The sequence below is a fragment of the Streptomyces sp. SD15 genome, from assembly GCF_054462255.1.
On the sequence record NZ_JBTLMO010000020.1, the window covers coordinates 44,478 to 70,888 of the forward strand.

18 protein-coding genes are annotated in these 26,411 nt (G+C 70.8%); 12 read left to right on the plus strand and 6 right to left on the minus strand.

The features are described 5' to 3' along the window. Window positions 1-70 precede the first annotated feature (70 nt). The 3 genes from ACX28W_RS21045 to ACX28W_RS21055 all read right to left on the minus strand — a co-directional run bounded on the left by ACX28W_RS21045 (window position 71) and on the right by ACX28W_RS21055 (window position 6,284). The gene (locus tag ACX28W_RS21045; protein WP_459000545.1) at window positions 71-1,624 is read right to left on the minus strand and encodes an alpha/beta hydrolase; all 1,554 of its coding nucleotides are present in this window, start codon (window positions 1,622-1,624) and stop codon (window positions 71-73) included. Window positions 1,625-1,739: 115 nt separating this feature from the next. Further along, on the minus strand, window positions 1,740-3,284 hold the full coding sequence (locus ACX28W_RS21050) for an alpha/beta hydrolase (protein WP_459000546.1): 1,545 nt from the start codon (window positions 3,282-3,284) through the stop codon (window positions 1,740-1,742). A gap of 186 nt (window positions 3,285-3,470) precedes the next feature. After that, window positions 3,471-6,284, minus strand: coding sequence for a lysylphosphatidylglycerol synthase domain-containing protein (locus ACX28W_RS21055; protein ID WP_459000547.1), 2,814 nt, complete (start codon window positions 6,282-6,284; stop codon window positions 3,471-3,473). A 187-nt stretch (window positions 6,285-6,471) separates the two neighbouring features. Here ACX28W_RS21055 and ACX28W_RS21060 point away from each other — a divergent pair, with 187 nt between their 5' ends. From ACX28W_RS21060 to nudC, 5 genes are all read left to right on the plus strand, one after another. Beyond that, on the plus strand, window positions 6,472-6,837 hold the full coding sequence (locus ACX28W_RS21060) for an MGMT family protein (RefSeq protein ID WP_459000548.1): 366 nt from the start codon (window positions 6,472-6,474) through the stop codon (window positions 6,835-6,837). Between the two features lie 248 nt (window positions 6,838-7,085). After that, window positions 7,086-10,454, plus strand: a complete 3,369-nt coding sequence (locus tag ACX28W_RS21065; RefSeq protein WP_459000549.1) for an ATP-dependent helicase — start codon at window positions 7,086-7,088, stop codon at window positions 10,452-10,454. Window positions 10,455-10,613: 159 nt separating this feature from the next. Beyond that, complete coding sequence (locus ACX28W_RS21070) at window positions 10,614-14,234, plus strand: ATP-dependent helicase (RefSeq protein WP_459000551.1); 3,621 nt, start codon at window positions 10,614-10,616, stop codon at window positions 14,232-14,234. A gap of 10 nt (window positions 14,235-14,244) precedes the next feature. Further along, a complete protein-coding gene (locus tag ACX28W_RS21075) occupies window positions 14,245-15,657 on the plus strand; it encodes a dipeptidase (protein WP_459000552.1) in 1,413 nt (470 codons plus the stop codon). Window positions 15,658-15,767: 110 nt separating this feature from the next. Next, window positions 15,768-16,715 carry an NAD(+) diphosphatase gene (nudC, locus tag ACX28W_RS21080; RefSeq protein ID WP_459000553.1) on the plus strand — a complete coding sequence of 316 codons (948 nt, stop codon included), beginning with the start codon at window positions 15,768-15,770 and terminating at the stop codon, window positions 16,713-16,715. A gap of 141 nt (window positions 16,716-16,856) precedes the next feature. Here nudC and ACX28W_RS21085 read toward each other — a convergent pair whose 3' ends face one another. Continuing rightward, window positions 16,857-17,099 (minus strand): mycoredoxin, encoded by a 243-nt coding sequence (locus ACX28W_RS21085; protein ID WP_459000554.1) that lies wholly within the window; start codon window positions 17,097-17,099, stop codon window positions 16,857-16,859. A 179-nt stretch (window positions 17,100-17,278) separates the two neighbouring features. Between ACX28W_RS21085 and ACX28W_RS21090 the strand changes: the two genes are divergently transcribed. The 5 genes from ACX28W_RS21090 to ACX28W_RS21110 all read left to right on the plus strand — a co-directional run bounded on the left by ACX28W_RS21090 (window position 17,279) and on the right by ACX28W_RS21110 (window position 21,160). Next, window positions 17,279-19,474: an ATP-dependent DNA helicase UvrD2 gene (locus ACX28W_RS21090; protein WP_459000555.1), complete on the plus strand. Its 2,196-nt coding sequence runs from the start codon at window positions 17,279-17,281 to the stop codon at window positions 19,472-19,474. Between the two features lie 163 nt (window positions 19,475-19,637). Next, the gene (locus ACX28W_RS21095) at window positions 19,638-19,961 is read left to right on the plus strand and encodes a hypothetical protein (protein ID WP_459000556.1); all 324 of its coding nucleotides are present in this window, start codon (window positions 19,638-19,640) and stop codon (window positions 19,959-19,961) included. Between the two features lie 176 nt (window positions 19,962-20,137). After that, window positions 20,138-20,506 carry a WhiB family transcriptional regulator gene (locus ACX28W_RS21100; RefSeq protein ID WP_099499760.1) on the plus strand — a complete coding sequence of 123 codons (369 nt, stop codon included), beginning with the start codon at window positions 20,138-20,140 and terminating at the stop codon, window positions 20,504-20,506. Beyond that, entirely contained in the window at window positions 20,503-20,826 is a 324-nt protein-coding gene (locus tag ACX28W_RS21105; protein ID WP_362077838.1) for a hypothetical protein, read from the plus strand. Before ACX28W_RS21100 ends, ACX28W_RS21105 begins: the two co-directional genes overlap by 4 nt. Before the next feature lie 109 nt (window positions 20,827-20,935). Further along, entirely contained in the window at window positions 20,936-21,160 is a 225-nt protein-coding gene (locus ACX28W_RS21110) for a hypothetical protein (RefSeq protein WP_459000557.1), read from the plus strand. 13 nt (window positions 21,161-21,173) lie between these two features. On the opposite strand, the gene ACX28W_RS21115 is transcribed toward ACX28W_RS21110, so the two are convergent. Both ACX28W_RS21115 and ACX28W_RS21120 read right to left on the minus strand, forming a co-directional pair. Beyond that, window positions 21,174-22,550 (minus strand): ABC1 kinase family protein, encoded by a 1,377-nt coding sequence (locus ACX28W_RS21115; protein WP_459000558.1) that lies wholly within the window; start codon window positions 22,548-22,550, stop codon window positions 21,174-21,176. Then, window positions 22,543-23,724: a TOMM precursor leader peptide-binding protein gene (locus ACX28W_RS21120; RefSeq protein WP_459000559.1), complete on the minus strand. Its 1,182-nt coding sequence runs from the start codon at window positions 23,722-23,724 to the stop codon at window positions 22,543-22,545. Before ACX28W_RS21120 ends, ACX28W_RS21115 begins: the two co-directional genes overlap by 8 nt. Before the next feature lie 219 nt (window positions 23,725-23,943). Between ACX28W_RS21120 and ACX28W_RS21125 the strand changes: the two genes are divergently transcribed. Together ACX28W_RS21125 and ACX28W_RS21130 are read left to right on the plus strand one after the other, a co-directional pair. Beyond that, window positions 23,944-24,540, plus strand: coding sequence for a M48 metallopeptidase family protein (locus ACX28W_RS21125; RefSeq protein WP_459000560.1), 597 nt, complete (start codon window positions 23,944-23,946; stop codon window positions 24,538-24,540). Window positions 24,541-24,690: 150 nt separating this feature from the next. Further along, on the plus strand, window positions 24,691-26,400 hold the full coding sequence (locus tag ACX28W_RS21130) for a TerD family protein (RefSeq protein WP_459000561.1): 1,710 nt from the start codon (window positions 24,691-24,693) through the stop codon (window positions 26,398-26,400). Window positions 26,401-26,411 lie beyond the last annotated feature (11 nt).

The window sequence follows — 26,411 nt, forward strand, 5'->3', positions numbered from 1 at the left end:
CAGCAGCTCGCTCCGCTCTGTGGATGGCGGGGGTTTCGCGAACCGTGGTTGCGCGAGACCCCCGCCATCGTCATGAACAGACCTTGCCGTCCTTGGGCACCGTCCCGTCCAGCAGATAGCTGTCCACCGTGGAGTCGACGCAGTCGCTCCCACTCCCGTACGCCCCATGGCCCTCGCCCTTCCAGGTGAGCTCCACTCCGACGTCCTTGCCCAGTTCGTCGGCCATCTTGCGGGCGCCCTCGTACGGCGTCGCCGGGTCCCCGGTGTTGCCGACGACCAGGACAGGTTCGGCTCCGGGCGCGCTGACCTCCGGGGTGTCGTACTGACCGGCCACCGGCCAGTCGTGGCACCAGCCCGCCGTGTCCCAGCCCAGGAAGTCGCCGAAGACGGGCGAGATCTTCTCGAACTCGGGCAGCAACTTTTTCGTCTCCTCGGGCGTCGGCCGCTGCTTGTCGTCCAAGCACGATATGACCCGTTGTGAGTGTGTCGTCGTGCCGTAGTGCCCCGAGAAGTCACGGTCGTTGTAGCCGTCGGCGAGATCCAGCAGCTCCGAACCGTCGCCGTCCTCGGCCGCCTTGAGGGCGCTGGTCAGGCTCGGCCAGCTCTGCTTGCTGTAGAGCGGCAGGACGATGCCGGTGAGTGCGAGCGTCTCGGTGAGCTCGCGTCCGCCGGTCGTCGGCAGCGGCTTCGCGTCGATCCGGTTCAGCAGGTCCACGATCTTCTGTGAGCCCTGCTTCGGGTCCTGCCCGGTCGACTCGAGGTAGTCGTCGAGGGCGCGCTGGAAGCCCAGGGTCTGGTTCTTGGCGTGGCCCACGGTGTCGGCGCTCGGGTCGACGACGGCGTCCAGCACCAGACGTCCGACGTTCTTCGGGAACAAGTGGGCGTACACGCCGCCGAGCTCGGTGCCGTACGAGATGCCGAAGTAGTGCGTCTTCCGGTCGCCGAGGACTTGGCGCATCAGGTCCATGTCGCGGGCCGTGTCGGTCGTCGAGACGTGCGACATCAGCTTTCCGGCGGCCTTTTCGCAGCCCTCGCCGAAGGCTGCCGCGTCCTTGAAGTACGCCGCCTCCTCCGCCGCGTCGTCCGGTGTGGCGTCCACCGACTCGGCGTCCTGGATCGTCTTGTCGCTGCGGCAGCGCACGCCCTCGCTGGCGGCGACGCCGCGCGGGTCCCAGCTCACCAGGTCGTAGCGCTCATGGAGGGGGCCGACGACGCTTTCGTACGCGGGCATGGTGGATACGCCGGAGCTGCCGGGGCCGCCGAAGTTGAACAGGAGCGAACCGATGCGCTTGCTCTGGTCGCCGGTCGCCTTGGAGCGGATCAGCGCGAGGCCGATCGTCTCACCGTCCGGCTGGGCGTAGTCCAGCGGCACCTTGAGCGTGGCGCACTGCCAGCCGCTGCCCGGGGCGGGGGAGTCCGAAGTGCCCTTGCAGCGGCCCCAGTCGAGTTGCTGCGAGGTGAGCGAGGCGGGCAGCCCCGAGGCCGCGTCGGAAGAAGGCGCGGCGGCCGACGGCGTATCGCTGTTCTTTCCGTCGTCCTTGCCGTCCCCCGAGGAGCCGCCGCTGCAGCCGGCCACCAGCAACGCGGCGGCGGCCGCGGCCGTCCACCGTGCGAAACGTGTCATGAGCTTTCCCCCCTCGCCCGTGATCCGCCGGAAGCAGCGGATCACCTGCAGGCCATAGTAGGCGTCCGCGGCGGAGGCCGTCGCGGCCTGTGGATAACCCTTTGACCTGCACTTTTTAGGAGCAGACGGTCCCGGCCGACGGTACGGTCCCGTCCAGTAGATAGCCGTCGACCGCGTTGCGCACGCACTTGTTCCCGCTGTCGTAGGCGCCGTGTCCCTGTCCTTTGTACGTCAGCTCGACGCCGACGCCCTTGCCCAGCGCGTCCACCATCTTCCTCGCGCCCTCGTACGGCGTTGCCGGATCGCCGGTGTTGCCGACCACGAGGATCGGGGCCGCTCCGGCGGCGCTGACGTCCGGATGGTTCGCGGCGCCCGGTACGGCCCAGTCGGTGCAGCTGACCATGCCCCAGGCCAGAAGGTCGCCGAACAGCGTTGAGGCGGCCCGGAATTCCGGAAGCTTCGCCTCCACGTCGGCGGTGGTGTAACGCGGTTTGTCGTCCGCGCAGTTGATGGAGGCGTTCGCGGCGGCGATGTTGCTGTACTGGCCGTTCTCGTTACGCCCGTTCAACAAGTCCGACAGGCGCATCAGCCCGTTGCCGTCACCGTCGTACGCCTGTTCCAGCCCTTCCGTCAGGTACTCCCAGAAGTCCTTGGAGTACAGCGCCTGCGCGATGCCGTTGGTCGCGGCGGTCTGGGTGAGCTCGCGGGGGAAGGAACCGGGAATCGGCTTGCTGTCGAGGTCCTTCAGAAGTTTGGCGATGCGGTCCTTGACGTCCTGCGGCGTGTCGCCGACCGGGCAGGGGTCGGTCTTCGAGGTGCAGTCGTCGGCGAAGTTGTCGAGCGCGAGCTGGAACCCCTTGGCCTGTCCGAGCGAGCCCTGCTCCGGGGTCTGCGTCGGGTCGACGACCGCGTCGAAGACGGCGCGTCCCACCTTCTTGGGGAACAAGTGGGCGTAGACGCCGCCCAGTTCGGTGCCGTACGAGATGCCGAAGTAGTGCAGCTTGTTGTCGCCGAGGACCTGGCGCATCAGGTCCATGTCGCGGGCCGCGTCGGTGGTGCGCACATGCGGGATGGTCCTGCCGGAGTTCTTCTCGCAGGACGCGTTGAACGTCTTGGTGTTGTCCAGGAGAGCCGTCCGCTCGGCGGCGTCGTCGGGGGTGGCGTCCTGCTGGAAGTACGCGTCGAGTTGGGCGTCGTCCAGGCACTCCACGCCCGCGCTGCGGCCGACCCCGCGCGGGTCGAAGCTCACCAGGTCGTAGCGGGTACGCAGCTTCGTGTAGTCCTCGCCGAAGGCGGGCAGCGTGGCGACGCCCGACCCGCCAGGTCCGCCGAAGTTGAAGACGAGGGAGCCGATGCGCTTGCTCTGTTCGCCGCTCGACCTGGCCCGGATCATCGCGATCCCGATCGTGTCGCCCTGGGGCTCGGCCCAGTCGAGGGGGGCTTTCAACGTGGCGCACTGCCACGGCGTACCGCCCGGCAGGGGTGAGGGGGCATTGCCGCCGCCCTCGGACTCGGACGGTGCCGGGCAGTCCTTCCAGCTCAGCTTCTGGTCCGTCAGGTCCTCGGGCTCGGAGTCGTCGCTGCAGCCCGTCAGCACGGAGGACAACAGAATGGCAGTGACGGTCAGGGCAGCGGCGCGCAGCTGAGGCGGGTTCGGCATGATCCCCATCCTGCGGTCGTGCGGGGCGGGGCGCTCGGGGCGCGAGCCGTGCGGGTGAGGGCGCGCCGTGGGCTCGTGAGGGATGTCCCGAACGGACGTCCGACGGGCTCGTGCGGATATCCCGGACGGAGTCCAGCGGGCGCGTGCGTGGTCCAGCGGCTCGTGCGGGACGTCCCGGACGGAGGTCTAGAGCGCGCCCTTGCGTGTCAGGTGGTTGAAGAACAGCCAGCCCGGCAGCACGGGCAGCCACAGCGTCAGCAGCCGGTACAGCAGCACCGCCGGCGCGGCGACCTCCTTGGGGAGCCCGACGGCGATCAGACCGACCGTGAGGGTCGCCTCGACCGCGCCGACGCCGCCGGGGGTCGGAGCCGCTGAGCCGAGCGCGTTACCGGCGAGGAAGACGACGGCGACGCTCGCGAGGCTGAGCGTGGTGGTCTCCTCGTTGCCGAAGGCACGGATCGACGCGTCCAGGCACATCACGAAGCAGGCGGTCAGCAGCAGCATGCCGCCGATGCCGGTGATCAGCTTCTGCGGCCGCTGGAGAACGTCGAGCATGCGCGGTACGACGCCCGCGAACAGCGACCTCACGCGCGTGGACACGAATTTGCGCAGGAACGGCACCGACGTCACCACGAGAACCAGCACGGCGACCGTCAGCAGCCCCGCGATGACCGTGCGGGACGGCGACAGGGACGGCGTCTTCTCGATGCCGGTCAGATAGCCGAAGGACAACAGCATCAGGATGTGGCAGCCGAGCCCGAACAGCTGCGATGCGCCGACACTCGCCACCGCGAGCCCCGGCCGCACCCCGGCGCGCTGCAGGAAGCGCGTGTTGAGGGCGACACCGCCGACCGCGGCGGGGGCCACGATCTTCACGAACGAACCGGCGACCTGCGCCCCCACGGCCCGCATGAACGGCACCCGCTCGGGCACGAAGCCGAGCAGGCTCATCGCCGCCGCGAAGTAGCTCAGCGCCGAGAACAACACGGCCGCGGCGACCCAGCCCCACTCGGCATCGTCGAAGACAGTCGCGAACTCGATGTGGGTGAGCTGCGACAGCAGGAAGTACGCGCCGATCGCACCGGCGATGAAACTGATCAGCGTGCGCGGCCGGACACGCTCCAGGCGGGCCGGTTCGACCGGTGCCTGCGGGCGGATCAGCAGCACCTGGTGGCGGATCTGGGTGAGCAGATCCTCCTCGCGCGCCTCGTCCAGTGCCTCGTCGATCGCCCGCTTCTCGGCCCGCTGCTCCGCGCGAACGGCCTTCTTGCCGGGCTTCTCCGCCACGGCCTCCGCGTGTTGGGCCTGCTCCGCGCGGGCCAGTCTGTCCTGCCGAGAGGCCTCCAGGACCGCTTCGCGCTCGCGCTGCGCGCGCTCCCGGGCCAGTTTTCGCAGTGTCGCGCGCGTGGAGCGCGTCAGCGCGATCGGCTGCAGCAGCGGCAGGCAGTCGGCGATCGTGTCCGGGCCGAGGACACCGACCGCGGAGGCCACCGCGCGCTCGGCGCCGACGCGCAGTCCGAGCGTGGTCAGCAACTGGGCGATGTCCATGCGCAGCAGCAGATCGCCGGCCGCGATCTCGCCGCCCCGCAGATCGGTGAGGATCACCGTGCCGGAACGATCCACCAAAATCGCGTCACCGGCGAGCCGGCGATGCGCGATACGCCGCGACTGCAGCGCCTGCACCTGATGCCAGGTGTCGCGCAGGAGGTCATCGGTGATGAACTCGCCGGGCAGCGAGTCCAGGGTGCGCCCGCCACTGTGCTCGTAGACGAGCATCACGGCGTCCGGGCCCAGTTCGGAGGTCGCGATCAGCTTCGGCGCGTTGGCCCCGGCCGCGATGGCCGCGTACGCGAGGAGCGCCTCCTGCTCCAGGGCCTGGCGCAACGACTGGAGGCTGCGGCGGGTGGCAAGGCCGCGCAGCGTCAGATTGCGCCACACGCGGTAGAAGAACCCCTGGGCCTGCTGCTCGCGGTCGACCACCGTCACGTCCAGCGGTCGGCCGTCCTCCAGGGTGACGAAGTAGCGTCGGCCGCGGTCGCCGTTGTCCGCCGCCTCCGTCGTCTCCTCGCGGGCCGCGCTGACGGGGTGGAAACCGACATGCCGCAGGCCCGCCATCAACGTCCGCCCGGTGGGCCGCACGTTCGGCGAGCCGACCGCGTACAGCGTTCCATAGGCGACGCTCCAGCCGATCAGCACCGTCAGGATGATCGAGAACGGCGTCGTATAGCCGGTGACCAGCATCGAGAAGGCGTCGAGGAGCAGCACCACCCACAAAACCGCGCGCCAGCGCGGTCTGCGGGACATGCCGACGGCCGTCATGTACGCGATGACCGGTGCCAGATAGCCGTGTACCGGGTCGGTGAGGGCGTGGATGTCACCCGGCGAGGGTTGCGTGAGCGCCTCTTGGATGGAGTCCGGGGCGGCCTTCGCGACCCACAGGTCGGTGGCGAGTGTCACTCCGTGCGCGAGGACCGCGGCGAGGACGCCGTCGGCGATGCGCAGCCCGTCACGCTTGATCAACCGTTCGATCGCGAAGGCGACCGGCACCAGGAGGATCGCGATGCTCGACGCCAGACCCGCGATCTTGATCAGCAGATCGGGTGCCTGGCCGGTGCCCTTGTTGATGTCCTGTTCGAGTCCCGAGGTGGTGCCGTGGGCGAAGGCGGCGACGGCGAGCAGCACGACGATCGCGAGGAAGCCGACCATGAGCCGCATCAGATCGGACGGACGGTGCACGCGCGCGGGCAGGAGCGGTTCGTCGCCCTCGACCTCGTCGTTGTAGACCTCGCCGTTGTGGATCTCGTCGCCGCAGTCGTCGTCCGGCTTGACCTGCTGCTTGTCTTTTTCGTGCACCTTGGGGGAGCGCTTCTCGTCCCCCTTCGGGGTGGGCTCGTTCGCCGCCCGGTCCGCGTTCTTCGGGGCGGCGTCGCCGGTGTCCGGGCGCGACGAGGCCGCGGAGGTGCTCTCCGCGTCTTCGGGGTGCGCGCCCTGCTGCCTCATTGTCTCTTCTTGGTCTCGTATCACCAGTTCACCGCCCGCACGATGGTGGCATGCCCCACCGACACACGGGGGCATCAGGGTGCAAATGCGGGGGCGCACAGTCTGCCCCAAGCGTGCCTCCGGGGCGAGGCATACGCACAGTCGCCAACGCGTCACACTGTCGGTGGCGTGGGGCAGGATGGGGCGGATGAGCGAGGAGAGCCTTCCGGCGGACGCCCTGCCGGAGTACGCGGAACGGACCCTTGAGGTCGCCGAGCTGATCCCGCCCGCACGCGTCATGACGTACGGGGACGTCGCCGAGTGGCTGGAGGAGGGCGGGCCGCGCCAGGTGGGCCGGGTGATGGCCCTCTACGGAGGAGCGGTCCCGTGGTGGCGGGTCGTCCGCGCGGACGGAGTGCTGCTCCCGGGCCACGAACTCGAGGCGCTGGACCACTACCGCGACGAGGGCACACCCCTGAAGGAGGCGAGCAGAGCCTCCGAGGGACATCTGCCGCGCATCGACATGAGACGGGCGCGATGGGGCGGCGACGAACGCGCGGAAGGTCACACCTGACAGCTTCCGGCATCGGACGGGCGGAGGGAGAACCTGTGGCCCGTACGGGGGAAACACGGCACGTCCGTGACATGCCGTACGTTCGAGGACCAGGGGACGCGCGTGGTGTGCGGGAAGAAGGGGAAGCCCTCCTTCCGCAGTGCTCACCGGCGTAGCGTCGACGACGCGCATGCCCCTCACCCCGCGGCCACCGCCCGCCACCCGCGGCGCTCCGCCCACCAGCACGACCTCCAGGACCGGCGAACCACGTGAGCTCCTCTTCTTCCACCAGGCGCCTGTCGCACCCCCAGGTGCGGCAGGGGACCCGTGGCGCGTACCGACTGGTGCGTACCGCGCCGGTCCGGATGGATCCCCCTCGTCTGGACGCAGAACAGCGCGCGGTGGTTGACCATGGCAAGGGTCCGCTGCTCGTTCTTGCCGGTCCCGGCACCGGCAAGACGACCACGCTCGTCGAGTCCGTGGCGGCCCGGATCGCGCGAGGCGGCGACCCCGAGCGGATCCTGGTGCTGACGTTCAGCCGCAAGGCGGCCGTCGAGCTGCGCGACCGCATGGCGCTGCGCATAGGAGCCGCCCGCACCCCCCGGGCGACCACCTTCCATTCGTTCTGTTACGCCCTGGTCCGCGCCCACCAGGACAGCGAGCTGTTCGTGGAGCCACTGCGGCTGCTGTCCGGACCCGAACAGGACGTGGCGGTGCGCGAGCTGCTCGCGGGCCAGCCCGACCTGGAGCGGCTCGGCCTCGCCCATGTGCGCTGGCCGGACGAGCTGCGCGCCTGCCTGACCACGCGCGGCTTCGCCGACGAGGTCCGCGCGGTACTGGCGCGCAGCCGCGAACTGGGCCTCGGCCCCGACGCCCTGGCCGCCTTCGCCCGGCGCAGCGGCCGTCCCGACTGGGGCGCGGCCGCCGCCTTCCTCGCCGAGTACCTCGACGTTCTCGACCTGCAGGGAGTCCTCGACTACGCGGAACTCGTCCACCGCGCGGTGCTGCTCGCCGGGCGTCCCGACGCCGCCGAGCGCCTCGCCGCGCAGTACGACGCCGTCTACGTGGACGAGTACCAGGACACCGACCCCGCCCAGGTGCGCCTGCTGCGAGCCCTCGCCGGCGTCGGCCGCACCCTCGTCGCCTTCGGCGACCCCGACCAGTCGATCTACACCTTCAGGGGCGCCGATGTGAACGGCATCCTGGCCTTCCCCGACGCCTTCCCGCGCGCGGACGGACGCCCGGCGCCGGTCGAGGTGCTGCGGACGTCCCGCCGCTCGGGCGCCGCCCTGCTGACCGCCACGCGCCTGCTCACCCAGCGCATGCCGCTGACCCGCCTGCCGGCCGAGAAGGTACGAGCCCACCGCGAGCTGTCGCCGGTACGGGACGGCGGACGCGTCGAGGTCTACACGTACCCGACCGCGGGCACGGAGCTGGACAACATCGCGGACATCCTGCGCCGCGCCCACCTGGAGGACGGCGTTCCCTGGGGCGAGATGGCCGTCCTGGTGCGGGCCGGCTCCCGCACGATCCCGACGATCCGGCGCGCGCTCACCGCGGCCGGCGTGCCGCTCGACATCGACGGCGACGATCTGCCGCTGCGGCACGAACCGGCGGTGACGCCGTTGCTGACGGCACTGAAGGCGGTGGCGCGGGCGGAGTCGGGTGCCGACTCCGACTCCGGCGCCGCTGACGGCGTACCTGTTGACGACGTATCTGTTGACGCCCCTGAAGACGCGGACGCGCGACAGGCGCCCTGGCTCGACACCGAAACCGCGCTCACCCTGCTCGCCTCGCCCCTGGCGAGCATGGACGCCGCCGACCTGCGACGCCTGGGGCGCGCGCTGCGCGAGGAGGAGCGCGCCGCAGGCAACCATGTACCGGCGCCGTCCGACGAGCTGCTCGCCCGCGCGCTGGCCGAGCCGGAGCGGCTCGTCGCGCACGACCCCGCGTACGCGCGAGGAGCCCAGCGCCTGGGCGGGCTGCTGCGCAAGGCACGGGAGCGCCTCGCGGGCGGCGGGACGGCCGAGGAGGCGCTGTGGGACCTGTGGGAGGGCACACCGTGGCCGCAGCGCCTGGAGCGGGCCGCCCGGCGCGGCGGCGCCGCCGGGCGCAACGCCGACCGCGACCTTGACGCCGTGTGCGCGCTGTTCGCGACCGCAGCCCGGGCCGAGGAGCGCACCGGCGGCCGCGGCGCCCTCAACTTCCTGGAGGAGATCGAGGCCCAGGACATCGCCGCCGACACGCTCACCCGCAGGGCCCTGCGCCCCGACGCCGTACACCTCATGACCGCGCACCGCTCCAAGGGACTGGAGTGGCGTCTCGTCGTCGTCGCGGGCGTCCAGGAGGGCCTGTGGCCTGACCTGCGCCGCCGCGGCTCCCTGCTGGAGGCCGACCGCATCGGGCGCGACGGTCTCGCCGAACCCCTCACCCCCGGAGCACTCCTCTCCGAGGAGCGCCGCTTGTTCTACGTGGCCGCCACGCGCGCGCGTGAACGCCTCGTCGTCACCGCGGTGAAGGCCCCCGCCGACGACGGTGACCAGCCTTCCCGCTTCCTCACCGAACTCGGAGCGGAACCCAAGGACGTCACCGGCCGCCCCCGCCGCCCACTGTCCGTTGCCGCCCTCGTCGCCGAGCTGCGCGCCACGACGGTCGACCCGCGTGTCTCGGACCCTCTCCGGCAGGCCGCGGCCCGACGCCTGGCCAGGCTCGCCGCGCTCGGCGACGAGGACGGCCGTCCCCTCGTGCCGTCCGCGCACCCGTACCGCTGGTGGGGCATGTACGAGCGGACCGCGAGCAAGGTCCCGCTGCGCGACCGTGACCAGCCCGTCGTGCTCTCCGGGAGCGCCCTCGATCAGCTCGCCAACACCTGCACCCTGCAGTGGTTCCTGGGCCGCGAGGTGAAGGCCGACGCGCCCGCGACCGCCGCCCAGGGCTTCGGCAACGTGGTGCACGTCCTCGCCGACGAGGTCGCCTCCGGACGCACCCCCGCCGACCTCGCCGTCCTCATGGAGCGACTGGACTCCGTGTGGAACGCGCTCGCCTTCGACGCGCCGTGGAAATCGGCCCAGGAGAAGGAGCACGCGCGCGTGGCCCTCGAACGCTTCCTGAAGTGGCACGTCGATTCGAATGGAACCCGCACGGGCCGTACGCCGGTGGCCAGCGAGCACGACTTCGACGTGACCCTCGAAGCGGGCTCCTACGAAGTGCGCATCCGCGGCTCCATGGACCGCGTCGAGGCGGACACCGAGGGCCGCGCCTACGTGGTCGACTTCAAGACCGGCAAACACGCGCCCAGCGCCACCGAGGTGGCGCACCACCCGCAGCTCGCCGTCTACCAGCTCGCCGTCCGCGAGGGCGCCGTCGACGACGCCTTCGACGGCGAACGCCCCGAACCGGGCGGCGCCGAACTCGTCCAGCTGCGCCAGGGCGCCGCCAAGAAGAACGGCGGCGAGACCCTCCCCAAGGTGCAGACCCAGGAGCCCCTGCAGGGTGAGTGGGTCGGCGACCTCCTGGCCACCGCCGCGGGCAAGGTCCTCGACGAACGGTTCTCGCCGACCACCGGGCAGCACTGCACGCACTGCGCGTTCCGGGCGTCGTGCAGCGCGCGGCCCGAGGGACGCCACGTGGTCGAGTGACGGCCCCTGCTCGCCGACGGGGCACGTCCTTGATCGGCGTCAGTGGCGTCGGTGGCGTCACCGAGTGACGTACGGCACCACACGTGCTGACCAGCGGTTCTCTCGCCCCGACGGTTGATGTGGCCCCCGCTGTCGGTGGGCGCCGCTAGCCTCTCTGACGTGCCCGCCCGTATCACCGATCCCGAGCAGCTCAAGGAGCTCCTCGGCATCCCTTTCACCCCGGAGCAGACGGCTTGCATCACCGCGCCGCCCGCCCCGCAGGTGATCGTGGCCGGAGCCGGTTCGGGCAAGACCACGGTGATGGCGGCACGCGTGGTGTGGCTCGTCGGCACCGGACAGGTCGCCCCCGAGCAGGTCCTCGGTCTGACGTTCACCAACAAGGCGGCGGGCGAACTGGCCGAGCGCGTCCGCAAGGCGCTGATCAAGGCCGGTGTCACCGACCCGGACGTGATCGACCCGGACCATCCGCCGGGCGAGCCCGTCATCTCCACGTACCACGCCTTCGCGGGCCGCCTGCTGACCGACCACGGACTGCGCATCGGACTCGAACCGACGTCCCGCCTGCTCGCCGACGCCACCCGCTACCAGCTCGCCGCACGCGTGCTGCGCGAGGCGCCGGGCCCTTACCCGGCGCTGAGCCGCTCCTTCCCCGACCTGGTCGGCGACCTCCTCACGCTCGACTCCGAGCTCGCCGAACACCTCGTACGGCCGGAGGACCTGCGGGCCTACGACGCCGAGCTGCTGCGGTCCCTGGAGGGCGCCAAGCTCACCAACGCCGACCTTCGCAAGGTTCCCGAGGCAGCCGCCGCCCGGCGTGAACTCACCGAGCTGGTGGGCCGCTACCGCGCGGCCAAACGCGAGCGCGACCTCCTCGACTTCGGTGACCAGATCGCCCTCTCGGCCACCCTGGCCCGCACCCGGCCCGAGGTCGGAGAGATCCTGCGCGACGAGTTCCGCGTGGTCATGCTGGACGAGTACCAGGACACGTCGGTGGCACAGCGCATCCTGCTCGCCGGTCTCTTCGGCGGCGGCACCGGCCACCCCGTGACCGCGGTCGGCGACCCTTGCCAGGCGATCTACGGCTGGCGCGGCGCTTCCGTCGCCAACCTCGACGACTTCCCCGAACACTTCGCGCACCCCGACGGCAGACTCGCGACCCGCCAGGCGCTCAGCGAGAACCGCCGCAGCGGCGGCCGCCTCCTCGACCTCGCCAACGGCCTGGCGGAGCCCCTGCGCGCGATGCACGCGGGCGTGGAGGCCCTCCGCCCGGCCCCCGGAGCCGAACGCGACGGTGTGGTCCACTGCGCGCTGCTGCGCACCCACGCCGAGGAGATCGACTGGCTCGCCGACGCTCTCGCCCATCTCGTACGCACCGGAAAGGCCCCGGGCGAGATCGCGGTTCTGTGCCGCACGGCGAGCGACTTCGCCGAGATCCAGGGCGCGCTCGTCGCCCGCGACATCCCCGTCGAGGTGGTGGGCCTCTCCGGACTGCTGCACCTCCCCGAGGTCGCCGACCTCGTCGCCGTCTGCGAGGTCCTTCAGGACCCGGGCGCCAATGCCTCCCTCGTCCGCCTGCTCACCGGGCCGCGCTGGCGCATCGGCCCCCGCGACCTGGCCCTCCTGGGGCGGCGAGCCCGTCTTCTCGTGTCCCACGCGCGCGTGGGGGCCGACGACGACCCGGACCGCCGGCTCGCCGCGGCCGTCGAGGGAGTCGACCCGTCAGAGGTGATATCGCTCGCCGACGCGCTCGACACGTTCCTGGACCTGCCCATCGAGGCCGAAGGGGACGACGACGGACTGCCCTTCTCGCCGGACGCGCGGGTGCGCTTCGCACGGCTCGCCGCCGAACTGCGTGACCTGCGCCGTTCGCTCGCCGACCCGCTGATGGACGTCCTGCACCGGGTGCTCGCCGTCACCGGACTGGAGGTCGAGCTCTCCGCCTCCCCGCACGCGCTCGCCGCCCGTCGGCGCGAGACCCTGTCGAACTTCCTCGACGTCGCCGCGTCCTTCGCCGCGGGCGACGGCGAGGCGACCCTGCTGGCCTTCCTCGGCTTCCTGCGCACCGCCGCGCAGTACGAGAAGGGCCTCGACAACGCCCTGCCCGGCGGCGAGAACACCGTCAAAGTGCTCACCGCGCACAAGTCCAAGGGCCTGGAGTGGGACGTCGTCGCGGTCCCTGGACTCGTCACCGGCACCTTCCCCAGCGCCCAGGGCCGCGAGAAATGGACCGCCCAGGGAAAGGTTCTGCCGCACGAGCTGCGCGGCGACGCCGACACACTGCCCGACATCGGCACCTGGGACGCCAAGGGCATCAAGGCCTTCCACGAGGCCATGAAGGACCACCAGCACACCGAGGAACTCCGCCTCGGCTATGTCGCCTTCACCCGCCCCCGCTCGCTCCTGCTCGGCTCCGGCCACTGGTGGGGACCCTCCCAGAAGCGGCCGCGCGGCCCCTCCGACTTCCTGCACGCCCTGTACGAGCACTGCGCGGCCGGACACGGAGAGATCGAGGTCTGGGCCGACGAGCCGGCCGAGGACGAGGAGAACCCCGCCCTGCACGAGGCGGCTGCCGACCACGCGTGGCCGCTCCCGCTCGACGACGCGGCATTCGCCCGCCGCCGCGCCGCGGCCGAGACCGTACTCGCCCACCTGGAACGACTCGCGTCCCACGAGGAGGCCCACCCAGGCGCCGGGGGAAGCCGTCCCTGGGCGGCCGGGGGAAGCCACCCCAGCGCCGAGGAGCGTCGCGCCCCCGTCGCCCACGACCCGTCCTCGTACGAAGATCCGGAGTGGCCGCCCCCGCCCGAGGACGACGGGCCGGCCTACGGAGAACCGGCCTACGGAGAACCGGCCTACGGAGAACCCGACCTCGACCCGCTCACCGAGGACGACGCCTCCGACTGGGAGGACTGGACGGCCGATCGCCCCACCATTCCCCACCAGGCACCTGCCCCGCAGGCCCGGCCGCACCCCGATGCGAGCGACACGGACACCCTCACCCCGGAGGAAGCCCGCACCCTCGCCTCCTGGGACCGTGACCTCGACGCGCTGACCGGGGAGCTCCTACGCGCCCGCGCGAGCGTCACCGACGTACCCCTGCCACCCTCGCTCACCGTGTCGCAGCTGCTGCACCTGGCCGCCGATCCGGACGGCTTCGCCCAGGAGCTCGCGCGCCCCATGCCACGGCCCCCGCAACCCGCCGCGCGCCGCGGCACCCGCTTCCACGCCTGGGTGGAGTCCCGCTTCGAAGAGCTACGGCTGCCGATGCTGGAGCCGGAAGAGCTGCCCGGCGACGACGCCGAAATCGCCGACGAGCGTGACCTGGAGGCCCTCAAGGACGCCTTCGAGCGCACTCCGTACGCACACCGCACGCCCCACCGCGTCGAGGCACCCTTCCAACTCGCCATCGCGGGTCGCGTCGTACGGGGCCGTATCGACGCCGTCTACCAGGAGGACGACGGCTCCGGACCGACGTACGAGATCGTCGACTGGAAGACCGGCCGTACCCGTACCGCCGACCCCCTCCAGCTCGCGCTCTACCGCCTCGCCTGGGCCGAGCAGCGCGGCGTGCCCCTGGAGTCCGTCAAGGCCACGTTCCTGTATGTCCGCAGCGGCGAGGTCGTCCGCCCGGACCACCTCCCGGGCCGTGCCGCACTGGAGCGGCTGCTCATGGAAGACCCAGAACACAGGGCACACCCAGAACACCCAGAAAGCCCAGAAGACCCACAGGAAGCGGCTTCCGGGGAACCGCCGGACGAACCCGCCTCCGTGGGCGGATAGGCTCATAAGCATGAGCAAGCCCGTTGACAACGCCGTCAGCACCGTCCGCGCGTACATCCAGGACCACCGCACGGCCTTCCTCGACGACCTCGCGGAGTGGCTGCGTATCCCCTCCGTATCGGCCCAACCCGACCATGCCGCGGACGTGGCACGCAGCGCCGACTGGCTCGCCGCCAAGCTCCAGGAGACCGGCTTCCCGACCACCGAGGTCTGGGCGACCGAGGGCGCCCCCGCCGTCTTCGCCGAGTGGCCCGCCGAGGATCCCGAGGCCCCCACGATCCTCGTCTACGGACACCACGACGTACAGCCCGCCGCCCGCGAGGACGGCTGGGACACCGAGCCCTTCGAGCCCGTGATCCGCGGAAACCGCCTCCACGCGCGCGGTGCCGCCGACGACAAGGGCCAGGTGTTCTTTCACACACTCGGCGTCCGCGCCCACCTCGCCGCCACCGGACGCACCGCCCCGGCCGTCCACCTGAAGCTTCTGATCGAGGGCGAGGAGGAGTCCGGCTCCCCGCACTTCCGCGACCTCGTCGAAGCACACGCCGACCGGCTCGCCGCCGACGCGGTGATCGTCTCCGACACCGGCATGTGGTCCGAGGACACCCCCACGGTGTGCACCGGCATGCGCGGCCTCGCCGAGTGCGAGATCGAGCTGTACGGCCCCGACCAGGACATCCACTCCGGCTCCTTCGGCGGCGCCGTACCCAACCCGGCCACCGCCGCCGCCCGCCTCGTCGCCGCCCTGCACGACGAGCGCGCACGCGTGGCCGTCCCCGGCTTCTACGAAGGCATCACCGAACTCACCGACCGCGAGCGCGAGCTCTTCGCCGAACTGCCCTTCGACGAAGAGCGCTGGTTGCGCACGGCCAAGTCGACGGCCGCCCACGGAGAGGCCGGACACACCACCCTGGAGCGCATCTGGGCCCGCCCGACCGCCGAGGTCAACGGCATCGGCGGCGGCTACCAGGGCCCCGGCAGCAAGACGATCATCCCGTCCTCCGCCAGGGTGAAGCTCTCCTTCCGGCTGGTCGCCGGACAGGACCCGGACCACGTCGAGAAGGCCGTACGCGCCTGGGCCGCCGACCAGCTGCCCGCGGGCATCCGGCACGAGATCACGTTCGGCGCGGCCACTCGCCCGTGCCTGACACCGCTGGACCACCCCGCCCTGCAGTCCGTCGTACGAGCCATGGGGCGCGCCTTCGAACAGCCGATCCGCTTCACCCGCGAGGGCGGCTCGGGACCCGCGGCCGACCTGCAGGAAGTCCTCGGCGCCCCCGTGCTCTTCCTGGGCATCTCCGTTCCCTCCGACGGCTGGCACGCCCCCAACGAGAAGGTCGAACTCGACCTCCTCCTGAAAGGCGTCGAAACCAGCGCCTACCTGTGGGGCGACCTGGCCGAGAACTGGCGCGAGGCACACTGAAGAACCCCACCCACACCCTCAAGAACGCTCTCCGCACCCGCCCTGCCGTACGTCCTGCTGATGAACCGCCCGCCGAAACAACCGTTACACCGGGGGAGTTGGAAGCACCCGTGACCACCTGGACCGACCCGACCGCCGACCGTCCCCTCTCGCTCACCGCCCCGAGCGGCATCGACCGGGCCGCCCACCACCGGCTCGACGAGGCCTGGCTCGCGGCGGCCTGGAGCCACCCCACGACCCGCGCCTTCGTGGTCTCCGGCGGTCAGGTGCTCATCGACGAGACGCTGGACGGCACCACCGAACTCGTGATGACCCCCTCCTTCGAGGCCCCACTCACCGAAGCACACCGCTACTTCCTGGGCACGGACGACGACGGTGTGAGCTATTTCGCACTCCAGAAGGACACGCTTCCAGGCCGCATCGACCAGTCCGCGCGTCCGGCGGGACTGCGCGAGGCCGGCCTGCTCCTGGCACCCCGCGACGCGGGCCTGATGGTGCACGCGGTCGCCCTGGAGAACTGGCAGCGACTGCACCGCTTCTGCTCGCGCTGCGGCGAGCGCACCGTGATCGCGGCGGCCGGCCACATCCGCCGCTGCCCCGCCTGCGGAGCCGAGCACTACCCGCGCACCGACCCGGCCGTGATCATGGCGGTGACGGACGACGAGGACCGCATCCTGCTCGGCCGCCAGGTGCACTGGCCCGAAGGACGCTTCTCCACGCTCGCCGGCTTCGTCGAACCCGGCGAGTCCATCGAGCAGTCGGTGCGACGGGAGGTCTTCGAGGAGGCGGGCATCACGGTCGGCGAGGTCGAGTACATCGCCAGCCAGCCCTGGCCCTTCCCGTCCAGCCTCATGCTCGGCTTCATGGCCCGCGCCACCTCGTCCGAGATCAACGTCGACGGCGAGGAGATCCAGGAGGCCCGCTGGTTCTCCCGCGAAGACCTGCGAACCGCCTTCGAGTCCGGCGAGGTGCTGCCTCCGTACGGCATCTCCATCGCCGCCCGCCTGATCGAACTCTGGTACGGCAAGCCCCTGCCGCGCCCGGGAGGGGCAGCCTGACCGGTGCGTGCCACGCAACTCGCTTGAGTGGCACGCATCACACAACAGGGGCGGCCCTGAACCCGAGTCAGGGACCGCCCCCGTCACTGCCACCCGTCACCGCCCGCAGGAACCGCCCGGGGCGCGCCGATGGCGTACCGCTTACGCGCCGATCTTCTGCTTGACCTGAGCCAGCGAAGGGTTCGTGAGCGTCGAACCATCCGCAAAGAGCACGGTCGGAACGGTCTGGTTTCCGCCGTTCGCCTTCTCCACGAACGCCGCGGACTGCGGGTCCTGCTCGATGTTGATCTCGTTGTACGCGATGCCCTCGCGGTCCATCTGCTTCTTCAGCCGCGTGCAGTAGCCGCACCACGTGGTGCTGTACATCGTCACAGTGCCCTGCATGTCTCTCGCGCTCCTTTTGCTGCCTGGGGGTGCGTGGTCGCAGAGAGAGGAACGTACGTGACGGGGCCGCCATTCCCGCACGCGGGCGGCGAGGAGCGACTGCCGCATTAGTACGACTGCAGGCGCCTCCCTGTGGACAACCGACTCATCCGTCCCCGGCGACCTGGCAGCATGGCAGGGTGACAGCAGCAACGCACTCCACCCTTTTCCCGCAGGTTCCGGACACGGCCGACGCGGTGCTCGACGGGCTCGACCCCGAGCAGCGCGCAGTGGCCACCGCCCTGCACGGTCCGGTGTGCGTGCTGGCCGGCGCCGGCACGGGCAAGACGCGAGCGATCACCCACCGCATCGCCTACGGGGTGCGCGCGGGAATCCTCCAGCCCTCCACTGTGCTCGCCGTCACCTTCACCAACCGAGCCGCGGGTGAGATGCGCGGCCGCCTGCGTCAGCTCGGCGCCGGCGGCGTCCAGGCCCGCACCTTCCACTCCGCCGCGCTGCGCCAGTTGCAGTACTTCTGGCCGAAAGCAGTCGGCGGCAGCCTGCCCCGGCTCGTCGACCGCAAGATCCAGCTCGTCGCCGATGCCGCGGCGGCCTGCCGCATCCGCCTCGACCGGGGCGAGTTGAGGGACGTCACCGCCGAGATCGAATGGTCCAAGGTCACCCAGACCATCCCCGCCGACTACGCGGCCGCCGCAGCCAAGGTCGGCCGTGAGTCCCCCCGTAATCCGGCCGAGATCGCCCAGGTCTACGCCACATACGAGACCCTGAAGCGTGACCGCGCGGTCATCGACTTCGAGGATGTCCTGCTGCTCACCGTCGCCATCCTCCAGGACCGGCACGACATCGCAGAACAGGTTCGCGCCCAGTACCAGCACTTCGTGGTCGACGAGTACCAGGACGTCAGCCCTCTTCAACAGCGCCTCCTGGAGCTGTGGCTCGGCGAGCGCGACAGCCTCTGCGTCGTCGGCGACGCCAGCCAGACGATCTATTCGTTCACCGGTGCAACTCCCGACCACCTTCTCGACTTTCGCACCCGCCATCCCACGGCCACCGTCGTCAAGCTCGTTCGCGACTACCGCTCCTCACCCCAAGTGGTGCACCTCGCCAACGGCCTGCTCGCCCAGGCTCGCGGCCGGGCTGCCGACCACCGCCTGGAGCTGATCTCCCAGCGCGCCTCCGGCCCCGAGCCCGGCTACGCCGAGTACACGGACGAGCCCGCCGAGGCCGAGGGCGCCGCCCGCCGTATCCGTGACCTCATCGCCTCCGGCATCCCCGCGGGAGAAATTGCGATCCTCTTCCGTACCAACTCCCAGTCCGAGATATACGAACAGGCTCTCGCCGACGCCGGAGTGCCCTACCAGCTGCGCGGCGCCGAGCGGTTCTTCGACCGTCCCGAGGTGCGCAAAGCGGGTACCGCCCTGCGCGCCGCCGCCCGCTTCGGAGCCAACGACTCGCTCCTCGACGACGCCGTCGACCTGCCCTCCCAGGTTCGCGCGGTGCTGTCCGGCGAAGGATGGACCAGCGAGCCACCCGCAGGCTCCGGCGCGGTCAGAGAACGCTGGGAGTCGCTGGCCGCCCTCGTGCACCTCGCCCAGGACTTCGCCGCGGCCAAGCAGGGCGCCACCCTCAGTGACCTCGTGGCGGAGCTCGACGAGCGCGCGAGTGCTCAGCACGCCCCGACCGTCCAGGGCGTCACCCTCGCCTCCCTGCACTCGGCCAAGGGACTGGAGTGGGACGTCGTCTTCCTGGTCGGCGTCGCCGAGGGCATGATGCCGATCACCTACGCAAAGACCGAAGAACAGATCGAGGAGGAGCGTCGCCTCCTCTACGTCGGAGTCACCCGCGCAAGAGAACACCTCTTCATCTCCTGGGCACTGTCCCGTTCGCCCGGCGGTAGACCCAACCGCCGGCCCAGCCGATTCCTCGACGGGCTGCGCCCCGGCTCGGTCGCCACCGCGGTCCGCAGCAGCGGCGTCGGTTCAGGAGGCATCGAGCGCGGTGTGGGCAGCAGCGGAGGAACCGTCGTGCGACGGACCAGCCGGACCCCGGCCCGCTGCCGGGTCTGCGGCCGCACACTCACCGACGCCGGTGAGATGAAGCTGATGCGCTGCGAGGACTGTCCGTCAGACATGGACGAGGGTCTGTACGAGCGGCTGCGCGAGTGGCGGGCGGTGCAGGCGCAGCGCAGCGGCCAGCCCGCGTTCTGCGTCTTCACCGACAAGACGCTCATGGCCATCGCCGAGACCATGCCGGACGACGAGGGCGAGTTGGCGCGGATCCCTGGGGTCGGAGTACGCAAGCTCAACCGGTTCGGAGCCGATGTTCTGGCCATCTGTGCAGGTCAAGAGCTTCGAGGCGGCGATGAAGGTGACTGAACCAAACTCGTCGAAAAAATAGTTTGCGCATGCCCCAGCAATCCCCATAGGTTCTTAGCACGGGAACGGCGGCCTTCTCCGAGGCCCTGGTTCCGTGCTGTACTTAATAACCGTCGGACTGGCTCACCCCGGTCCCCTTAGACGCCGAGAGGAGGCGATTCCAGTGATCAGCATCAACACCAGCTCCATCAGCACCGTCAAAATGACCGATCGCTCGGTCGTCTCCCTGTGCATGCTCGGCGTCTCGAACCTGGGCACCGGTCTGTCCGGCATTCCTGCCATCCGGCCGGCGTCCTCCATGTCTCTCGCGGGCCTCCCCGTCCGTGAGCGCAATGAGCGACCGATCCAGGCACTGGAAGCAGCAGTAGTGGCAGAGGCCCAGGCCTATGCCTTTGCGGCAGCCGGTGCCGGATCCCTGAAGCAGACGACGAAGCACCACACGATGTGGGCCTTCCGTGGGCCTGAACCCTGGAGTGATCCAGCCTGATCCTCGATCAGGCCGGCGCCTTCAGGGCCGCGGAACCCCACCCGGGATCCGCGGCCCTTCTGTTTGTCCCCGACCGGGGACGGCAGAGCGAAGGGGCCTCGGGACAAGAAAAGAACCCGGTACCAGCCGCCAACCGGCCAACCCGGCCGGTACGACCAGACGAGGAAGACGAAACCGTGCAACTCGAAGCGCACGCCCCGTCCGTACCGCCTTCCGAAACGATCCCCCCGCCCGGCCTCACGGAGGACTCCACCTTGACCCCGCTCACTGCGCTCACCGCGCTCGACGACGCCATCGAGAACCTCGGCGTACCCGTCCCCTGCCGCTCCTACGACCCGGAGGTCTTCTTCGCCGAGTCGCCGGCCGATGTCGAGTACGCCAAGTCCCTCTGCCGCACCTGCCCGCTGATCGAGGCCTGCCTCGCCGGCGCCAAGGAGCGGCGTGAGCCCTGGGGCGTCTGGGGCGGCGAGCTCTTCGTCCAGGGTGTTGTCGTGGCCCGCAAGCGGCCGCGTGGCCGCCCGCGCAAGAACCCGGTTGCGGCATGAACACCGCAGGAACGATCGATCGCCCCCTGACGCACGACCCCAAGAAACAGGCCCCGATGAAGCCGTCCACCAGCGAGCCCACAGGCTCCGCCATCCCAGACTTCACCACCACCGGCGCGAACGACTCGCGTCAGAACAGGACCCGCGAGATGCAACTCATCCCAGAAGCCCTGGCTCGTGCGCATATGCACGAGCGACTGCACGAGGCCGAGCGGGAACGCCGGGCTGTGCGCCTGGCCACCGCCCGCCGGATGCAGCGTCGGGCCGAGCGCGCCTCCCTGCGTGCTCGGCGCGCGCTCGCCATGGCGGTCATGCAGTAGCCGAAGGCAGTCGCAGGCAGTAACTCATCCGCGGGGGTCGGTCCGAACGGACCGACCCCCGCGGTGCGTTGTGCCGACGAACCGCCGATTGCGGCGATATCGTCGCCGCGTGACGAGTCTTCCCGGGGACAGTGACAGCACCAACTCCATGCAGCGGCCCGATGCGGCCGACGCCCGGTACATCGTGTGCGCCCGCTGCGGTACCCCGGCCGACGGACCCCAGCCGACGTGGACCTGCTCCGTGGAGAACGGCGCCCGCCACTACTTCTGCGACACCTGCGCCCGGAGCAATCTCAGGGCCATCGAAGGGCGCCTGGACTCGGCGTGGTGGTAGCCGAGGACCGAACTCAGGCCTGCGCAGCCGACTCCTCCTCGTCCAGCGTCTCGTCCGTCGGCTCCTCGTCCGGCATGAACCCGGGCAACCACTCCTCCAGTTCGTCGCGCAGACGGACCGTCGCACCCAACTGGCACAGGACTCCGATGGTGCTCAGGGTGACGCGGTGTATCAGGAGATACGACGGCGGCAGGTTGAGCAGCCTGCCCAACTGATGGGCGGGAGAACGGGGATCGGCCACCCGGGCGGCCTGGCTGCGCATCCAGCCGCGGGTGAAGGTGAACTCGTCGACCTGGGCCGGTTCGATGATCGGCAGGAGGTAGTCCAGGACCGCATCGGGTTCGAGTTCTATGGACTCCTTGACGAAGCCCTCCTCGCGCAGCAACTCGTAGACCGCCTCGGCCTCGCCGGCGAGAGTCATACGGAGGGAGTAGCCGATCGTCGCGGGCAGACCACCCGGGAGACGGTCGACCGTGCCGAAGTCCAGGACGCCCAGCCGCCAGCCGCTCTTCTCGTCCGGCAGGAGCCGGAAGTTGCCCGGGTGCGGATCGGCGTGCAGCAGTCCGGTGCGGGCGGGGCCAGAGAAGAGGAAACGGGCCAGCAGTTGGCCCGCACGGTCCCGCTGCTCCTGGGTGCCGGCGGTGATCACCTCCGACAGGGGGATCCCGTCGATCCACTCGGTCACCAGAATCTGGTCGCACTGGTGCACCACTGCCGGCACCTGCACATCAGGGTCGCCCGCGAATTCCTCGGCATGCGCTTGCTGGGCCTGTGCTTCCAGTTCGTAGTCGAGTTCCTCGGACACCCGGTCGCGCAGTTCCGTGATGAGTGGCTTGATGTCCATGCCGGGGATCAGGGGGCCCAGAAGTCTGGCGAATCGGCTGAGCTGGGTCAGGTCGGAGAGCAGGGCCGCGCCCGCCCCGGGGTACTGCACCTTGACGGCGACCTCGCGTCCGTCGTGCCACACCGCCCGGTGCACCTGGCCGATCGAGGCCGCCGCGGACGGTTTGTCCTCGAACTCCAGGAACAGCTGGGACCAGTCCTCGCCGAGCTGCTCCTGAAACACGGAGCGCACCGTGCTCGTCGGCATCGGCGGCGCCGCATCCTGGAGCTTCGTCAGCGCCGCGCGATACGGTCCGGCGACCTCCTCGGGCAGCGCCGATTCGAAGACGGACAGGGCCTGCCCGAATTTCATCGCGCCGCCCTTGAGTTCGCCGAGCACCTTGAAGAGCTGCTCCGCCGTGCGCTGCTGCAGCTCGCGACCCACGATCTCCGCCGACTTCCCGCCGATCCGCTTGCCCAGTCCCCAAGTCGCTCGCCCGGCGAAGCCGAGCGGTAGCGCGGCGAGTTTAGCCGTCCGGGTGACGGCCTTCCGGGGAAGATCAGACATGCGCCCTCCAAGTCCCAGACAGCCGTGCCGCGTACGACTGTTGCCCCGCCATTGTCTCGTGCGGCTCCCCGTTGTCCGAGGCGCGTTCCCCTTTCTTACCTTTGTCCGCGGCGCCGCACGGACATGCGGGGTGTGACCACACCGGCTTCGCGTGCCAGTCGAACCCGGGCACGGAGGCCTCCCATCGCGCCCCGGCGCTGGAGGGAAACTGCCCGTCGAGGAAGGCGAGCGCATGCCCTGCGGCCAGTCCGGCGACACCGGTCGCCAGGGCGAGGTCGCACGCCGGCACCTGGCGCGATTGTCCCGAGCGCCACTGGGCGACCAGACGAGGCCAGGTCGGATCCCGGTCGACCCGCACCCGGTCCAGGCAGCCCGCGCAGCCGGTGTCGCCGGGCAGGACCAGGGGGCCGACGACACCCGTCCCCTCCACGACTCCCGCGTACAGATGGGGTGTCCCCGAGGTGATCAGGGGCTCGGCGGTGACCGGATCGGGGGCGTGGACAGCCAGGCCGTCCCGGGGCGCGAGGATCACCAGTGACAGTCCGAGTTCGTCCGTCTCGGCGATCGGCCGTGGGGGCCGATCCGGTGCCGCTCGGCGCACCGCCCGCCGGGCGGCCTCCTCGCGGCGCTCGCCGATGGACTCCGCGGGCAGCCCGCCCGGCGCCACGTCCCACGGCTCGACGCGGCCGACATCGCGCACCTCGACCTCGCCCACGCCCGCGCCCGCCAGCAACGAGGCCAGGATGACTCCCACCCGGCCCGCGCCCCGCACTTGCACGCGCAGTGAGCGACGGGCGGCCAGGTGTTTCATGGCGTCGCCCGGTGCGGGGGCGACGAGGGAGAGGGACGCCAGGTCGGGACGCAGCCGGTCCAGGACCGCCTTCTTCTTGCGCAGAGAGTCGGCGGCCGGGCCGCCGCCCGTCGCGTCGTCCAGCAGACCGGACCGGGCCAGCCGCTCCACCAGCGCGTCGACATGGCCGTCGGGCAGACCCATGCCGCGTCCCTCGTCGCGCAGGTGCGGCAGCCCGCGGGTGCCGTCGAGCCGGTCGAGGAAGCTGCCCGTCGCCGTGTCCACCGGGCCCAGCACCATCGCGTGCGCGGGTGCCATCCCGAACTGCACGGTGTTGAGATCCCGCCAGCCGCGCCGCAGCGCGGGCTTCACCATCGGATGCATGACCGACCCCCGTACCTGTAGAGCATCCCCGTATGTGTCGGCGGGGTCCGTCCTGGTCCCGTCGACCGAATGCCAGCATGCCCGGACCGGCCGAATGGTGCCGAAAGTTGTCCACAGGCGGTGGTGTTCGTCGTATAAATTAAGCGCGCGGAGTGCGGATCGGCACCGAACCGTCCCGGGGACGGGACTTCGCCCATGTGCAGCGGGTAACGTCGGGGCGTGCCCGCCGACCCACTGCACCGTGCCGGAAAACCACAGCGCAGCACGACGAGCCTGCCGCCAAGCGGCTCGGGGGCGAGCGCGATCGAGGTCCGCAGGAGCACGCGACGGCGCAGAACGGTCTCCGCGTACCGCGAGGGCGATCGCACCGTCGTGCTCATCCCCGCCCGGATGTCCGAGGCGGAGGAGCAGCGCTGGGTGACCGTCATGCTCGACAAGCTGGCCGCCCAGGAGAGTAAACGGGTGCTCGGCGATGCCGAGCTGACCGAGCGCGCCGCTCGGTTGTCGGGCCAGTACTTCGACGGCCGGGCCCGGCCCACCTCGGTCCGTTGGGTCACCAATCAGAACACGCGCTGGGGCTCGTGCACCCCGGCCGAGGGCAGTATCCGTCTGTCGCACCGGTTGCAGGGCATGCCCGAGTACGTCGTCGACTACGTCCTCGTCCACGAACTCGCGCACCTTCTCGTGCCCGGACACGGGCCCCGCTTCTGGCGGCTGCTGGAGGCGTATCCGCGTACGGAGCGTGCGCGCGGCTACCTGGAAGGGGTGGTCGCCGCTGACCGGCTGCCCCATCTGCCGACCGCGCGCGCGGAGTAGCGGGCGGGCAGCGGCGCTCCCTTTGGAGGGGGTTCGCCCCCGTCGAGAGGTGATTGTGTACCGGGTCTGTACCGGCTGCGGTCACGCCCAGATTTTGCCGTTAGCCTGGCGCGACGCAATGGCACTCGGGATGGGGGACGGTCGGTACGCATGGCCAGGGAATTCCAGCGCGGCCACAAGGCCAGGATCAGTGACCTCACCGCGGGCACCGATCTGTACGTAGGTGTGCAGATCGCCGGCCCCGGACTGACCTTCGACATCAGTTGCTTCGGTCTGGATGCCGAAGAACGGCTTTCGGACGACCAGTACTTCGTCTTCTTCAACCAGCCGAAGACCCCTGAAGAATCCATCCAACTCCTCGGGGCCCAGGCGGGTGACACCGAGTCCTTCCGTGTCACCCTCGACCGGATCCCGGCGCAGATCCAGAAGCTGTCGTTCACGGCGACCATCGACGGCGCCGGGCAGATGTCGCAGATCGCCCCCGGCTATCTCCGTATCGTCGCGGGCGGCGAGGAGGTGGCCCGGTACTCGTTCAACGGCGCGGAGTTCTCCACGGAGCGTGCCGTGATGCTGGGCGACTTCTACCTGAAGGACGTCTGGCGGTTCGCCGCCGTGGGGCAGGGCTTCGACGGCGGACTCGACGCGCTGCTGAAGAACTTCGGCGGTGAGGTCGCCGAGGAGCAGCCCGCCGCGCAGCAGCCGCAGGACGGCGCCGTACCGTCCTTCGCCCCGCCCGCCCAGGCCACCGCGCCGCCCGCGTTCGCCGCCCCGGCCGCACCTGCCCCGGCACCTGCTCCCGCACCCGCGCCCGCTCCGGCGCCCGTGCCGCAGCCCGCCGCGCAGGGTTTTGCCCCACCTCAGGGAACCACCCCGCCTCCCGCCCCGGCGCCTGCCGCGCCCCCCGTGCACGCCGCGCCGACCATCGTCGCGCCCCTGCACTCCCCGCCGGGCGGTACCGTGCCGCCGCCGGGTTCCGCGCCGTACGCGCAGCCGCCCGGGCAGCCCGGTCCGCCGCCGGGCTACGGCCAGCCGCCTCCCGGCCAGACGGCTCCGATGCCGCCCGGATACGGCCAGCAGGCCCCGACGGCACCCCCCGGCTACGGACAGCAGCCGCCGTACGGCCAGGTCCCGGGCCAGGCGCCCGGTCAGCCCGGCGCGCCCTCCCCGTACGGCGTTCCCCAGGGCGCCCCGCAGGGTGCTGCCGGTGTGGCCGCCGCGCTGGGAGCGTTCAAGGAGACGCCCACCGGCCAGCGGTGGACCCAGCAGAACAAGAAGCTCGTCCGGGTCGACCTCGGCATCGGTGACCAGCCCGTACTGGCCCGCCAGGGCAGCATGGTGCTCTACCAGGGCAAGGTCGAGTTCGGCTACAAGGGCGCCGGGTTCGCCGGACGGATCGTGGGCAACGCGACCGGCCAGGAGATGCAGCTGATGCGCTGCTCGGGCCGCGGCCAGGTGTTCCTCGCGGAGAACGCCGCCCACTTGCACCCCATCGAACTCCAGGGCGACGCCATCTGTGTGTCCGCCGAGAACGTCCTTGCCTTCGACGAGACCCTCCAGTACGAGGTGCGCAGGATCGAGGGGCACGGCATTCCCGGAGGCGCGCTGTTCACGATGCAGTTCCAGGGAACCGGCACGGTCGTCGTCAAGACGCATGGCGCCCCCGTCGTACTGCCCGTGACGCCGACGACGTTCGCCGACTGCAACGCCGTCGTCGCGTGGTCCGCGGCCTCCCAGGTGATCGTGTCCAGCCAGGTGCGGATGCGCCGCAACGCCTACCCCGGCGACACCGGAGAGAGCGTGAACCTCCAGTTCCGGGGCGCGCCCGGCAATTTCATCGTCGTCCAGCCGTACGAGGTCTGAGGAAGCCCGTC